Raw genomic sequence first — 14668 nt, forward strand, 5'->3', positions numbered from 1 at the left:
AGAGTGATATGGACTCTTTGCACATCAACCCCTTCAGCACGAAACTCTGTGATCTCTGCGTCTCTGCGCCCTCTGCGTTCCTTCCACCATATCCTTTACGAAGCCACCACCTTGAGCGGTTCGAATTCGACCCGCTTGGCTTCGTTTTCGGCCATTTCCTTCCAGGGGTCCTGCTGGGCGTATTTCTGGGCTTCCCGGAAGCGTTCGGCGAGGGCCTTGCGCTTGGCTTCGTCCTCGACGATCTGTTCCTTGACCCAGGCCAGGCCGACCCGTTCGATCCAGGGGGCGGTGCGTTCCAGATAGTGGGCATGCTCGCGGTAGAGCTGCATGAAGGCGGCCACGTATTCGAGCACTTCTTCCTCGGTCTTGACGTGCACCAGGAAGTCGGTGGCACGAACCTTCACGCCGCCGTTGCCGCCCACGTGGATCTCGTAACCGGAATCCACGCAGACCACGCCCAGGTCCTTGATGGTGGCCTCGGCGCAGTTGCGCGGGCAGCCGGAGGCGGCCATCTTGAACTTGTGCGGCGTCCAGGAACCCCAGGTGAGCTTCTCCATCTCGATGCCGAGGTGGGTGGAGTCCTGGGTGCCGAAACGGCACCATTCCTTGCCCACGCAGGTCTTGACCGTGCGCAGGGCCTTGCCGTAGGCATGGCCCGAGACGAAGCCGGCCTCTTCCAGATCCTTCCAGATGTGCGGCAACTGCTCCTTCTTCAGGCCATACAGGCCGATGCGCTGGCCGCCGGTGACGTGCACGTACTTGACGCCGTACTTCTCCGCCACCTCGGCGATCTTCATCAGCTCCTTCGGGCTGGTGCCGCCACCCCACATGCGCGGGATCACCGAGTAGGTGCCGTCCTTCTGGATGTTGGCGTGGGCACGCTCGTTGATGAAGCGCGACTGGCTGTCGTCCTGGTATTCGCCCGGCCATTCGCACAGCAGGTAGTAGTTGAGGGCGGTGCGGCACTTGGGACAGCCGTCGGGCGTCTTCCAGTCCAGGGCCTGCATCACGGCCGGGATGTCCTTGAGCTGCTGCTTGCGGATCTGCTCGCGCACCTCGTCGTGGGTCTTGTCGGTGCAGCCACACAGGGGCTTGAGGTGCGGCGCGGTGGAATAGTCGCCGCCCACCACGTGGGCCAGCAGGGCCTCCACCAGGCCGGTGCAGGAGCCGCAGGAGCTGGACGCCTTGGTGTGGGCGCGCACGTCCTCCAGGGTGAAGAGCTTCTTCTCGGTGATGGCCTTGACGATGTCGCCCTTGCACACGCCGTTGCAGCCGCAGATCTCGGCATCGTCGGGCATGGCGGCCACCCGGTTCTGCTCGCCGTGCCCCGAATCGCCCAGATGCGCCTGACCGAACAGGATGTGCTCGCGCATCTCGGAGATGTCGGTGCCGTCGCGCATCAGATCGAAGTACCAGGAACCGTCGATGGTGTCGCCGTACATGACGGCGCCCTTGATCCGGTTGTCCTGCACCACCAGCTTGCGATACACGCCGCGCGAGGCATCCTGGAAGACCAATTCCTCGGTGTTGTCGTCGCCGAGGAAGTCGCCGGCCGAGAACAGATCGATGCCGGTGACCTTGAGCTTGGTGGAGGTGACCGTGCCCTCGTAACGGCCGATGCCGTACTGGGCCAGGTGGTTGGCGCAAACCTTGGCCATCTCGAACAGGGGCGCCACCAGGCCGTAGGTGACGCCACGATGCTGTACGCATTCGCCCACGGCATAGATCCGCGGGTCGAAGGTCTGCAGGGTGTCGTTGACCACGATGCCCCGCTCGCAGTGGATGCCGGCCTCCTTGGCCAGTTCGATGTTGGGGCGGATGCCCACGGCCATCACCACCAGATCGGCATACAGCTCGGTGCCGTCCTTGAAGCGCACCTTCTCCACCCGATCCTTGCCCACGATGGCCTCGGTCTCGGCCGGCATGAGGAAGTTCATGCCCCGCTCCTCGAGGTTCTTGCGCAGCATCTCGGCCGCGGGGCGGTCGAGCTGGCGCTCCATGAGGATGTCCATGATGTGCACCACGGTCACGCTCATGCCCTGCTGCATCAGGCCGTTGGCCGCTTCCAGGCCCAGCAGGCCACCGCCGATGACCACGGCGTGCTTGCCCTGCTTCGCGGCCGCGATCATGCTGTCCACGTCGTGGATGTCGCGGAAGCTCACCACCCCGTCCAGATCCTTGCCCGGGATGGGCAGGATGAAGGGCCGCGAGCCGGTGGCGATGAGCAGGCGATCGTAGTCGGCCTCGGTGCCGTCCTCGGCGATCACCTTGCGTCTGACGCGGTCGATCTTCACCACCTTTTTGCCCTTGTGCAGGGTGATCCCGTTGTCGGCGTACCACTGCTCGTCGTTGAGCATGATCTCGTCGATGGTCTTCTCGCCGGCCAGCACCGGCGAGAGCATGATCCGGTTGTAGTTGCCGTAGGGCTCGTCGCCGAAGACGGTGATGTCGTAGGCATCGGGGGCCACCTTGAGCAGTTCTTCCACGGTGCGGATCCCTGCCATGCCGTTCCCGATGACAACCAGTTTCTCTTTCATGCGTAGCTCCAGATGAATAGCGTGCGTTGCGTGATGCCTGTCAGGTCTGCACCCCTTTCAGCAACTACCGTGCCATTCATTAGAAATTCATAAAACAATCCGTAACCGTTTGTTTTTAATTGAATTATTTTTTACATTCCCCCTCGTTTCGCAGGGACACTCTCCCTGCCCTGCCGGGACGGTTGCACCAAGATGGTGCACACCCTCTTCCTGCCCGCCCTTCACGCCCCAAAGCGCAACGCCGGCGCGCCGGCGGCACCGGCATGGGGCATGCGCCCCTGTCCACCGCCACGGCCGGAGACTGCACCAACATCAGTCACGGCTGATAGAGGCGCCGTCCGGCTGCACTCCGGCTGTGCATGAAAACCACTCGCTCAAACGGGTTTTTCCTTTTTATTCAATGTCTTATGATAATGGCACGCTAATTGCTGTAGAGCCGGCAACATCTTGCAACCCTTTTGCCTTGCCGCTGGAGACCACCATGTCCGTCATCGACCACAGCAAGATCAACCTGCTGTCGTTCTCCGGAAAGATGCGCATCCTGCATCTGACCTGGTTCGCCTTCTTCCTGAGCTTCTTCGTCTGGTTCAACCACGCGCCCCTGCTGGGCGCCATGCGCGACACCCTCGGCCTCACCGATCAGCAGATCAAGACCCTGCTGATCCTCAACGTGGCCCTGACCATTCCGGGGCGGATCATCATCGGCATGCTCACCGACGCCTTCGGCCCGCGCCGGGTCTATTCGGGCCTGCTGTTCGTCTCGGCCTTCCTCTGTTTCGGTTTCGCCGTGGCCGACACCTATGAACAACTGGCCATGATGCGCTTCCTGCTCGGCTTCGCCGGCGCCGGCTTCGTGATCGGCATCCGCATGATCTCCGAATGGTTCCCGGCCAAGCAGGCAGGCGTGGCCCAGGGGATCTACGGCGGCTGGGGCAACTTCGGCTCCGCCGGCGCTGCGCTGGTCCTGCCCACCCTGGCCCTGCTGTTCGGCGGCGACGACGGCTGGCGCTGGGCCATCGGCACCACCGGCCTGCTGGCCCTGATCTATTCGGCCGTGTACTTCTTCTCGGTGACCGACACGCCCAAGGGCTCCACCTATTTCAAGCCCAGGCGCAACGGCGCGCTGGAGATCACCAGCCCCGGTGACTTCTTTCTCTACATCCTGATGAACGTCCCCCTGTACGCGGCCCTGGGCGTACTGGCCTGGAAGCTCGGCCCGGCCAACCTGGGCATGCTGAGCGAAGCGGTGACCGACATCATCTATGCCATCCTCGGCAGCCTGTTTCTGTTCCAGACCTTTCGCATCTACCAGATCAACGGCCACGTGTTCCGCGAGCCGGTGCCGGACATCGAACGCTACAAGTTCAAGCAGGTGGCGGCGCTGGATCTGGCCTACATGGTCACCTTCGGCTCCGAGCTGGCCGTGGTCTCCATGCTGCCGCTGTTCTTCCAGGACACCTTCAACCTCTCGGCGGTGGCGGCCGGCGCCATCGCCTCGGTGTTTGCCGGGCTGAACCTCATCATGCGCCCGGCCGGCGGCTGGATCTCGGACCGCTTCGGCCGCAAGCGCTCCCTGGCGGTGATCCTGGCCGGGCTGGCCGTGGGCTACTTCCTGATGAGCTTCATGGACGCGAGCTGGCCCATTGCCGCGGCCGTGGCGGTGGTGGTGTTCTCCTCCCTGTTCGTCAATGCCGGCAACGGCGCCGTATTCGCCGTGATTCCCCTGGTCAAGCGCCGCCTGACCGGACAGATCGCCGGCATGGCCGGGGCCTACGGCAACGTGGGCGGGGTGGTGTTCCTCACCGTCCTCTCCTTCGTCTCGCCCCAGCTCTTCTTCCTGACCATTGCCGTGGCGGCCGTGGCGGTGTTCCTGATCACCGTGCTGTTTCTCGAAGAGCCCCGCGGTCACATGCACGAAGTGCTGCCGGACGGCACCGTGCAGATGATCGAGGTGGAATAAAGGCAGAGAAAAGAGGAAAGATTCAAGATACAAAATCTTGTATCTTCCATTTATGCCCAAATCCCCATCCATCAAGATCGCCTCGGCCTGTCACTCCATCGCCGGAAGCAAGCCGCAAAACGAAGACGCCTGCGGGGTGCAGGTGCCTGAGGAGCCGTTGCTGACCACCAAGGGGCTGGCGGCGGTGGTCGCGGACGGCATGAGCGGATCGGACGCCGGGCAGCAGGCCAGCCGGGCCTGCGTGCAGGGCTTTCTCTCCGACTACTTCAGCACGCCCGAATCCTGGTCGGTGAAGACCTCGGGGCAGAAGATCCTCACGGCCCTCAACCACTGGCTGTACGGCAACGGCCAGCGGGAATACGGCAGCCACAAGGGCATGGTGACCACCGTGTCTGCCCTGGTGCTCAAGTCCAACACCGCGCACCTGTTCCATGTGGGCGATACCCGGATCTACCGCCTGCGCGACGGCGAGCTGGAACAGCTCACCACCGATCATCGCATCGACATGGGCGCCGACAAGACCTACCTCTCGCGGGCCATGGGGATCGATCTGCATCTGGAAATCGACTACCGCACCGTGCCGGTGGAGACCGGCGATCGGTTCGTGCTGCTGACCGACGGGGTGCACGAATTCCTGCCCGACAGCGCCATTCGCAAGACCCTGGAAGACCACGCCGACGACCCCGAAGCGGCCGCCCGCGCCCTGGTGGCGCAGGCGGCGGCCAACGCCAGCAACGACAATCTCACCGCCCTGGTGCTGCGGGTGGATCGCCTGCCCCGGGAGAACGAGCAGGAGTTCTACCAGAAGCTCACCGAGCTGCCCTTCCCCCCGCCGCTGGAACCGGGCATGGTGCTCGACGGCCAGCGCATCCTGCGCCACCTGTATTCCAACCGGCGCACCGAGGTCTATCTGGTGCAGGACATCGACTCGGGCGAGAAACGGGTGCTCAAGGCCCCCTCGGTCAACTACGAGGACGATCCCGAATACATCCACCAGTTCCTGCACGAGGAATGGGTGGGCCGGCGCATCAACAACCCCCACGTGATGAAGGTGCTGGAGCCGCCGCGCAAGCGCACCGCCCTCTATTACCTGGCCGAACACATCGAGGGCCGCACCCTGCGCCAGTGGCTGGACGACGAGCCACGCCCCTCCCTCAACCAGGTGCGCGACATGATCGAACAGATCGCCCGCGGCCTGCGCGCCTTCCACCGCCTGGAGATGATCCATCAGGATCTGAAACCGGAGAACATCCTGGTGGACGAGCACGGCACCCTGAAGATCATCGACTTCGGCTCCACCAAGATCGCCGGCATCGAGGAAATCTACGTGCCGCTGGAGACCAACAACCTGCTCGGCACCATCAACTACACGGCCCCCGAGTACCACATCGGCCAGCCCCCATCCAACCGCTCCGACATCTTCTCCCTGGGCGTCATCGCCTACGAGCTGCTCACCGGCCGCCTGCCCTACGGCAAGGAACTGACCGCCCGCAACCTGCGGCGGGTGCAGTACCAGCCCATCAAGCGCGTCAACCCCGAAATCCCCGTGTGGGTGGACCGGGCCATCGAGAAGGCGGTGAGCATTCACCCCGAAAACCGCTTCGAGAAGCTCTCGGAGTTCACCCACGCCCTGCGCCACCCCGATCCGCGGCTTGCCGGCACCGAGCACGTGCCCCTGATCCAGCGCCATCCCGTGCGGGTCTGGCAGACCATCAGCGCACTGCTGTTCGTGCTCAACGTCTGGCTGCTGTGGCTGCTGTCGCACTGACCGGGATTGCCTGCCGCCGGTCCGGAAAACGGCACCGCTGGTCCGGTTTCTTCTCCACGGGGGCTGCAATTTGCACTCCCGCCTTGCATCCTGACTTTTCTGCCGGGAGGATCGCAGGAATCGATATTCCGAATCCAGGACATCTGCTCGTGAATGAGCACAAAGCCCTTGGGGCGTGTTGAATGCTGACTCATTCGCCAGGATTGCCCGGTAATCCGGAACAGGCTCGCTCACCCCGGATCCCTTCAGATTCTGGTGCCGGCTGCCGATACAGACGGTTCACAGACAGACACGACACACGACTGACGACGCAGGTGATGACGATCATGACATTCCGCCTCCTTCCCGCGCTCCTTCCGCTTCTCGGCCTGCTGCTCCTCTCCCCCGCCGCCCCGGCGGCCGGCGGGCAGGACAACCTGATCACCTGGGCCGGCTGCGGCATCACCAAGAAGGCCTTCATGAAGGAACTGGCGGCGGCCTACACCAAAAAGACCGGCATTCAGGTCAAGCTCTCCGGCGGCGGCGCCACCCGCGGAATCCGCGATGCGGTCAAGGGCAAGGTCATGATCGGCGGCAGTTGCCGCATGACCCTGCCGGGCGCCGACAAGTCGGAACTCTATGCCAGCCTGCATCCGGTGGCCTGGGATGCCCTGGCCATCATCGTCAATCCGCAAAACCCGGTGAAAAGCCTCAGCATGCAACAGATCCGGGGCATCTACACCGGCAAAATCACCAACTGGAAACGGGTAGGCGGCCCCGACGCCCCCATCCACCTGTACGTGCGCCGCGGCAAGATCTCCGGCGTGGGCTACGCCATCCGTCAGTACGTGTTCCAGGACAGCAACATGGCCTTCGTCACCGATCCGAAATACGTGGTGCGCTCCTCCGGCCCGCTGGAGAAGGCCGTGGAGAAGGATCCCTACGCCATGGGCATCACCGGGGTCAGCTCGGCCCGCAAGCGCAAGGTGAAGATCATCGGTTTCGACGGCAAGACACCCACCTATGAGAACGTGGCCAGCGGCCAGTACGGCCTCTACCGACCCCTGTATCTGGTCACCAGCCCCCACCCCAGCAAGGAAGTGAAGGACTTCATCGCCTTCGCCACGTCGGAAGAAGGCCGCCGCATCATCCGCGACAACGGCACCGTGCCCTACAAGGACGCACCGAAACTGATGAGCAAGATGCTCATCTACGGCTTCGATGTGAAGTGATCCGCCCGCCGGCCTGACGCCGCGCCTTCCCTCTCCGGAACCGCGACAGGCGTCCGTTCCCAAGGTACACTTCGCGGCTAACGGGCACCCCTCTGCCCGCTGCCGGATACCCGGATGTTCACATCAACCTTGCGCTTTGCGTCTCGCAAATCCCGGTACTGAGGACGGCATGCAGCGACGCTTGCAGATCGGTTTGCTCGTCTGGCTGCTGCCGGCCCTGGCGATGGCCGCCCCCGTGGCGGGCGATCCGGCCGCGGCAGCTCGGCCCGGCGCACCGGCCGATGCCTGGCAACGTTTCGTCCCGCCCGCCGACAGCCGCCACGACTGGCTGCAATTGCAGTCGGGCGAATGGCTCAAGGGTCGGCTCAAGTCCCTCTACAACTTCACCCTCGAGTTCGACAGCATCAAGCTCAAGCGGCTGAACCTGGCCTGGAAAGACGTGCAGCGGCTGCGCACCGCGGCGCCGCGCACCGTGCGCGTCGAGACCGAACGCCTCCGCGAACAGCCGCTGACGGTGATCGGGCGCATCGAACTCGACGGCGACGCCGTGTGGGTGATCGCCGGCGAACACCGACAGCGCTTCCGCCGGGATCGGATCGTCTCCATCGGGAACGGGGGCGGGAAGGAGACCGACTACTGGAGCGGCAAGTTTTCCCTGGGCGCCAACCTGCGCGCGGGCAACGCCGATCTGGTGGACATGAGCCTGCTGGCCAACACCCGCCGCCTCACCGCCGAATCGCGCTTCGTGGCCGACTACGTGGGCAACTTCAGCCGCGCCGACGGGATCGAGACCTCCAACAACCACCGCCTCAACGGCCATTACGATCGCTTCCAGTCACGCCGTTTCTTCTGGCGGGTGGTCAATGCCGAATACTACCGCGACCTGCTGAAGAACATCGCCCACCAGGTCTCGATCGGCACCGCCTTCGGTTACGATCTGGTGCGTGACGGCCGCACCGACTGGGAACTGTCGGGCGGCGTGGGCGTTTCCTACAAGCGCTACGTGTCGGTGGAAACCGGCGAAACCCCGTCGGAGACCTCCCCCTCCCTGCGCCTCGGCACCCTCTACGCCACCCGCCTGAACGCCAGCGCGAAGCTGAAGGTCAATTACAGTTTCCAGATCCTGGACAAGGCCTCGGGCACCTACACCCACCATTTCCTCGCCACCCTCTCCTCGGATCTGTGGGCCAGCGTGGATCTGGACCTCTCCTTCGTCTGGGACCGGGTTCAGGATCCCCGCCCCGGCGCCGACGGCATCCTCCCCGAACGGGACGACTACCAGCTCATCGTCGGCATCGGCTACGATTTCTGATTCCGCCCCTCCAGAGGCCGCTTTCCCACCTCGGGTCGGCTCAAGCGCAGCGGGGCCGGTACAGGTACAGAGCCCTTGAGGCCGGAGAGGTGTTTCGTGACCGTCGGCCGCAGGGACGACGTGCAGGACGCACAAGTGTCGCGAGAGGGCAGGATGCCCGAAGCGACCGCGGCCGTCGAGCCTACATGGATGTATCCACGGCGTGTCACGAAACACCTCTCCGGCCTCAAGGGCGTGCCAGATAATGGAACCCATTGGCTGAAAAAGTCCTTCTGCACAGGTCGGCCCCGCTGCGCTTGAGCCGACCTACATTCGGGCCTCTCCCAGCCGTGACAACCGCGCCAGATCCGCCGGCCGATCCACGTCCCACAGGGGATCCAGCTCCTGCCACGTCAGGCCCGCGTCCGCCAGCCGCGCCCGGGTCTGCTCCAGAACCCGGGCGGTGCCCCAGGCCACGCCTGTGAACAGATCGGCCATGCGGCGCAGGCCGATGAGCACGTAGCCGCCATCCTCGGCCGGCCCAAGCACCGCATCGTGTTCCGCCAGCGCCGCGAGGGCCGCCTCCAGGTACGCCGCCGCCATCGCCGGGCAATCGCTGCCGATGAGCACCACCCGCCGCGCCTCGCGCAGCCCCTGCGCCAGGGCCGCGGCCATGCGCGCGCCCAGATCCGGCCCCCGTTGCCGCCGGCGCGGCAATCCCGTCTCGACGAACACCGGGTGGTCCACCTCGGACGCGCACCACAACTGCACCGGCGCCAGCCGGGCGCCCAGCGCCATCGCCACCGTGCGGCGCAGCAGGCGGACATGCAGTTCGGCGGCGCCGCGCGCGCCCAGGGCGGGGATCAGGCGCGTCTTCACCTGGCCGGGCGCGGGAGGCCTGGCGAAGATCTGGATCAGCGCATCGGGGTGGCGCCAGTTCATTCCGGGCGCCAGTGCGGATAGTAGAGCCGCACCAGCCGCCGCGGCGAGACGCCCAGGAACCACAGCAGGCGCAGCGACCACATCAGCAGCACGGTGCGCAGGATCCCCCGCTCCTCCCAGCGGCGGCTGGAGGTGATCACCGGCCCGCGCAGGCACAGGGGCCGGCTGCGGCGTTTCAGGCGGCGGGACAATGCCAGATCCTCCATCAGGGGGATGTCGGGAAAGCCGCCCGTCGCGGCGAAGGCCGCGCGGGTCACGAAGACGGCCTGATCACCGGTGGCCATGCCGGTGAGGCAGGACCGCCGGTTCATCAGCCACTCGATGATCCGCAGCGGCCAGGCCGCGCCCGAGAGGCGCACGTCGAAACGCCCCCACTCGCGCCCCGCCGCGTCCAGCGCCGCCGCCACGGCCGCGTCCGCGTCCTCCGGCAGGCGGGTGTCGGCATGCAGGAACAGCAGCACCTCGCCCCGGGCCACGGCGGCGCCGGCGTTCATCTGCCGGGCCCGGCCCCGGGGTGCCGTCAGCACCCGATCCGCCAGCGCCATGGCGCGCGCCGGCGTGCCATCGTCGCTGCCGCCGTCCACCACGATGACCTCGTGGCCCCGGGCACGCAGGGGCTGCAGCGCGTCCAGGGTCGCCGGCAGCGTCCCGGCCTCGTTGAGCACCGGCAGGATGATGCTCAGGCGCATGTTCAGCCGGCGGCCAGGGCGCCGCCGCAACTGCTGCCCTGCCCGGCGGTGCAGCCGTAGCAGTGCCCGGCCACCACGATGGGCCGCCCCTCCAGCGCCCCCGGCCGCAGATCCGCCAGGGTCAGCGGCGCGCCCCGGGCGTCGCGCAGCGGCAGCGCCAGCATCTGGTTGAAGTCGCAATCGTAGAGCCGGCCCTGCCAGTCCACGCTCACCAGCGTGCGGCACATCACCGTCTCCAGATTGGCCGCCTGGTGCGCCTCCTCGAGCAGTTGCAGATAGGCGTCGAACTCGCCCTTCGACAGCAGCATGGAGCCGAAGCGCTTGATGGGCATGTTGGCGATGGTCAAGAGGCGGTCGAAGGTGATGCCGAAGCGGGCCTTCAGCTCGCGCCGGTAATCGGCCTCGAGCTGGCACTGGGGCGGCGGCAGGAAGGGGCCGGTGGGGTTGTAGACCAAGTTCAGGCGCCGGGCCGGATCCCCCTGCCCGTAACCGGCGGCGTTGAGGCGCCGGATCCCCTCGATGCTGCCCTCGAAGACCCCCTTGCCGCGCTGCCCGTCCACGTTTTCCTCCAGGTAGCAGGGCAGCGAGGCGAACACCTCCACGGCATGCGCCGCCAGGAAGGCCGCCAGATCGGCCTGTTCCGGTTCGCACAGCACGGTGAGGTTGCAGCGGTCCATCACGTGCACGCCCAGCGCCCGCGCCTCGCGCACCAGGTAACGGAAATGGGGATTGAGCTCCGGCGCGCCGCCGGTCAGATCCAGCGTGCCGATCCGGTTGCGCGCCAGCGCGGCGAGCACCGCGTCCACCGTCTCCCGCGCCATGATCTCGCGGCGCTTCGGCCCGGCGTCCACGTGGCAGTGCAGGCACTGCTGGTTGCACAGGTAACCCAGGTTGACCTGCAGGGTGGCCAGTGCGGCGCGGCGGATGGCGGGAAACCCCTTTTGCAGAAGATGCGGCAGCGTGGACAGCACGTTTCAGGACTCCGTGTTCAGGGCCGGCGCCGAGCGGCCGAGCAGGGCGGCAAGCTGGCGGCGGGCGGTTTCGGCAATGCGCCCGGCGGACAACTGCCGTTCCCGGAACAGCAGCTGTTGCAGCAGGCGCGTCTGCTGGAAGACGATCTGTTCGGGCCCCGGCTCGAAGGCCTGGCCGATGCTGATCCGGGCAATCCAGCCCAGGTTCAGGCCCCGCCCGTCGTCGAGCACGATCATGTGCGGATAGAGCCGTTTCGCCGGATCGGCGGCGGGAAAGTCCAGTACCTGCAGCAGCGTGGCCGGCCGGTTGCCCAGGCGCACGGTCATCTGGATCTCGGAAACCGAAACCTCCACCAGATACACCGGCCGGCCGACGGCCGCGCGCAGCCGCTCGAGCTGGCGATCGTATTCGGCCGAAGGCCACAGGCTGGCCAGCGGCGGCGAACCCGGCGCCGCCGCCGGCAACGGAATGCGGGCATCGTTCTCCATGACCGGTTCATTCTCTCCGCTTGTGCAGGGCCACGGCAAGGAAGCCCCCGAGCGGCAGGCCACGCACCGGCAGCACCGTCTCCAGGGCGCGGGCCAGCCTGCCCTCGCCGCTGCCGAAGATCGCATAGCCATGGGCCACGGCTGCCGGCGCCGGTTCGAGCCGGCGCAGCCACCCACGCACGGCCTGCCAGGAATCCCAGCGCGCGCCGGCATAGCTGGCGCCGCCGCGCTTGCGCCACCACAGCAGGCTGGGCCGGTGCAACAGACCCAGCACCACGCCCCGTCGCGCCACCCGCCACATTTCCCCCAGCGCCCGGCCCGGATCGGCCACGAAGCACAGGCTGGTGACCGCGGCCGCGTGGTCGAAGGCGGCATCGGCGAAGGGCAGCGCCTCGGCCCGCCCCCGCACCCAGCCCGTCGCGCCGTCGTGCTCGCGGGCGTATTCCAGCATGGCCGCCGCCGGGTCCAGCCCCGTCACCGCCAGCCCCGCCGCGGCGAAACGGCGCGTGAACTGCCCGGTACCGCAACCCACGTCCAGCAGGCTCGCGCCCGCCACCGGCCGCAGCAATCGCCACAACAAACCGAATTCCCGTTCGGCGATCCATCGCCCGCGGGCGGTGCGATACCAGGCATCATAAGCGGCCGGATCGAAGCTCAATCTTCCTCGCCATCCATCGTTACGCCCCCTGTAGGTCGGCCTTCAGGCCGACACCCATCCGTCCATTACCACGCATGTCGACCATTGGCAGCCTGTCTGGCCTGGCCGCGAGGCTCAACAACACCCTCCTGCCGCGTCGCCGTTCTCTGTATCATCGAACGGCAACCCCTTCCCGCATCCGGCGAAGATCCCGTAATGGGTACGCCCGTCGCCGAGGAACTCGAAGTGCTCCCGGAAGCGGGTTTCGTGCAGCATGCGCCAGGTGTTGCCGCACACGGGAAAGACCCGGCCGGCCTCGATCACGTGGTGCTTGTCCAGCACGAAACGATCCGGGTGATGGACGATGTCGCCGCGGTAGATCACCGCCTGCCCGTAGTCCTCGCAGGCCGGTTCCAGGCCGTCCAGTTTGAACAGGCGATAGGTGGCGGAGAAGAAGCGGATGTTGCCCACCTTGGCCCGTTGCTCGGGATCGTTCACCGCCAGCGGCCGGTCGCTGACCAGGCGCGGATCGCCGAAGCCGCAATCCCGGGCCAGATTCTCGAAATCGTTCCAGTACAGCGCGCCGCCCAGGCATTCGCCGTAGAGCACCGGATCGTTGCGCACGGCGTCCGGCACCCGCCGGTCGGCGTACACGTCCGAGAAATACAACTCGCCACCGGGCTTGAGCAGATCGAACACGCCGCGCAGCACGGCGCCCTTGTCCGACGAGAGATTGATCACGCAGTTGGATACCACCAGATCGAAACTGCCCGGCGCCAGATCCAGCTCGCCCAGCTTCTCGATATAGCCTTCGACGAAGCGCGTGTTGGGCGCGGCGTAACCGAAACGCGCCGCGTGCCAGGCTTCGTGCTCCCGGGCCACGGCGAGCTGTTCGGGCGTCATGTCCACGCCCACCACCTCGCCGGCCTCCCCCACCAGCTTCGCCAGCAAAAACACGTCACGCCCGCTGCCGCAGCCCAGATCCAGCACCCGCAGCCCCGCCAGCCGCTCCGGGATCACCAGCCCGCAACCGTAGTAACGGGCCTGCACCTCGGGATGGATGTCGGCCAGCGCCGAACGCACGTGCGCGGGCATGGCCTCCGGCGTGCAGCAGGCATCGGTTTTCAGATCGGCGCTGGAACCGAGCACCTTGCCGTAATAGTCGCGGACCGTGTCATGTTCGTTCATCGCGTCATGCCTCCGCCAAAGGATAACCGTGGGCGTTCCAGTCGGTCATGCCCTGGCGCACCACGTGCACGTCACGAAAACCCTGCCGGGCCAGGATTTGTGCTGCCCTGGCCGAGCGCCGATCGGTGCGGCAGACGATGGCCACCGGTTTCTCCAACCGATCGGCAAGCCGCTCCAGTTGCGCTGGCAGCACTTCCAGCGGAATGTTCACCGCGCCGGGGATGTGACCCTGTTCGCCACAGAAATCCTCGGCACTGCGCACGTCCAGGACCAGCACATCTTCGCCCGCCTCCAGCCGCCGGCGCAGTTCCGCTACTGTCAGCATGGACCCGCTGCGCAGGATGGCCACCAAACGCGGCAGAAAGCCCACCACCGCAAGCAGGGCCAGGGCCAGCAGGATCTTCTGAATCAGGCCTTCCTCGCCGGCCAAAGCCTCGCGACCCACATAGCCCACATAGGTATAGGCGATGGCCCCCGGCAGCATGAACAGCCAGGAGGCGAGCACGTATTCGGTGAAGCGGATCCGGGTCAGCCCCAGGGCATAGTTGAGCAGGTTGAAGGGAAACAGCGGCACCAGACGCACGAAGGCCACGAAGCGCCAGCCTTCCTGCTCCACCCCTTCCTTGAGCTGCCGGAGACGGCCCCCGGTCTTGCGCTGCACCCAGTCGGCGGCCAGGTAACGAGCCACCAGAAAGGCCAGCGCCGCGCCCAGGGTGGCGCCGGTGAGGTTGATCAGGGTGCCCCAGACGGGTCCGAACAGGGCCCCGCCGGCCAGGGTCAACACCGAGCCGGGCAGAAAGAAGACCGTGGCCAGGGCATAGATCAGCATGAACAACACCGGCCCGGCGGGACCGGCCTCGCGCACCCAGGCTTCGAGGGCCGCGGCGTCGAACTGCTCGCGGTAGATCACGGCCAGGGCGATGCCGGCGATCAGCACGAGCAGCAGAAGGATACGAAACAGCTTGGCTTGCATGATGTTCTCCAG

The 14668-nt window shown here is 66.2% G+C and carries 12 protein-coding genes; 4 read left to right on the plus strand and 8 right to left on the minus strand.

All coding sequences use genetic code 11. The features are described from left to right. Nucleotides 1-95 precede the first annotated feature (95 nt). Nucleotides 96-2537 carry a nitrite reductase large subunit NirB gene (nirB, locus tag ACZ5BH_RS02875; RefSeq protein WP_464890416.1) on the minus strand — a complete coding sequence of 814 codons (2442 nt, stop codon included), beginning with the start codon at nt 2535-2537 and terminating at the stop codon, nt 96-98. A 481-nt stretch (nt 2538-3018) separates the two neighbouring features. Between nirB and ACZ5BH_RS02880 the strand changes: the two genes are divergently transcribed. The 4 genes from ACZ5BH_RS02880 to ACZ5BH_RS02895 all read left to right on the plus strand — a co-directional run bounded on the left by ACZ5BH_RS02880 (nt 3019) and on the right by ACZ5BH_RS02895 (nt 8788). Then, nucleotides 3019-4497 carry a NarK family nitrate/nitrite MFS transporter gene (locus ACZ5BH_RS02880; protein WP_464890417.1) on the plus strand — a complete coding sequence of 493 codons (1479 nt, stop codon included), beginning with the start codon at nt 3019-3021 and terminating at the stop codon, nt 4495-4497. A gap of 52 nt (nt 4498-4549) precedes the next feature. After that, a complete protein-coding gene (locus ACZ5BH_RS02885; RefSeq protein ID WP_464890418.1) occupies nt 4550-6265 on the plus strand; it encodes a protein kinase domain-containing protein in 1716 nt (571 codons plus the stop codon). Nucleotides 6266-6591: 326 nt separating this feature from the next. After that, a complete protein-coding gene (locus ACZ5BH_RS02890; RefSeq protein ID WP_464890419.1) occupies nt 6592-7476 on the plus strand; it encodes a phosphate ABC transporter substrate-binding protein in 885 nt (294 codons plus the stop codon). Between the two features lie 169 nt (nt 7477-7645). Further along, nucleotides 7646-8788: a DUF481 domain-containing protein gene (locus ACZ5BH_RS02895; RefSeq protein ID WP_464890420.1), complete on the plus strand. Its 1143-nt coding sequence runs from the start codon at nt 7646-7648 to the stop codon at nt 8786-8788. 306 nt (nt 8789-9094) lie between these two features. On the opposite strand, the gene ACZ5BH_RS02900 is transcribed toward ACZ5BH_RS02895, so the two are convergent. The 7 genes from ACZ5BH_RS02900 to ACZ5BH_RS02930 all read right to left on the minus strand — a co-directional run bounded on the left by ACZ5BH_RS02900 (nt 9095) and on the right by ACZ5BH_RS02930 (nt 14656). After that, a complete protein-coding gene (locus tag ACZ5BH_RS02900) occupies nt 9095-9709 on the minus strand; it encodes a TIGR04282 family arsenosugar biosynthesis glycosyltransferase (RefSeq protein ID WP_464890421.1) in 615 nt (204 codons plus the stop codon). Continuing rightward, on the minus strand, nt 9706-10398 hold the full coding sequence (locus ACZ5BH_RS02905) for a TIGR04283 family arsenosugar biosynthesis glycosyltransferase (RefSeq protein WP_464890422.1): 693 nt from the start codon (nt 10396-10398) through the stop codon (nt 9706-9708). Before ACZ5BH_RS02905 ends, ACZ5BH_RS02900 begins: the two co-directional genes overlap by 4 nt. Nucleotides 10399-10400: 2 nt before the next feature. Then, nucleotides 10401-11369, minus strand: coding sequence for an arsenosugar biosynthesis radical SAM (seleno)protein ArsS (gene arsS / locus ACZ5BH_RS02910; protein WP_464890423.1), 969 nt, complete (start codon nt 11367-11369; stop codon nt 10401-10403). 3 nt (nt 11370-11372) lie between these two features. Further along, nucleotides 11373-11858 carry a hypothetical protein gene (locus ACZ5BH_RS02915; RefSeq protein ID WP_464890424.1) on the minus strand — a complete coding sequence of 162 codons (486 nt, stop codon included), beginning with the start codon at nt 11856-11858 and terminating at the stop codon, nt 11373-11375. 7 nt (nt 11859-11865) lie between these two features. Beyond that, the gene (locus tag ACZ5BH_RS02920) at nt 11866-12516 is read right to left on the minus strand and encodes a class I SAM-dependent methyltransferase (RefSeq protein ID WP_464890425.1); all 651 of its coding nucleotides are present in this window, start codon (nt 12514-12516) and stop codon (nt 11866-11868) included. Nucleotides 12517-12630: 114 nt separating this feature from the next. After that, nucleotides 12631-13683, minus strand: coding sequence for a methyltransferase domain-containing protein (locus ACZ5BH_RS02925; RefSeq protein ID WP_464890426.1), 1053 nt, complete (start codon nt 13681-13683; stop codon nt 12631-12633). A 4-nt stretch (nt 13684-13687) separates the two neighbouring features. Beyond that, a complete protein-coding gene (locus ACZ5BH_RS02930; protein ID WP_464890427.1) occupies nt 13688-14656 on the minus strand; it encodes a VTT domain-containing protein in 969 nt (322 codons plus the stop codon). Between the last annotated feature and the right edge of the window lie 12 nt (nt 14657-14668).

This window comes from Thioprofundum lithotrophicum (assembly GCF_055387065.1).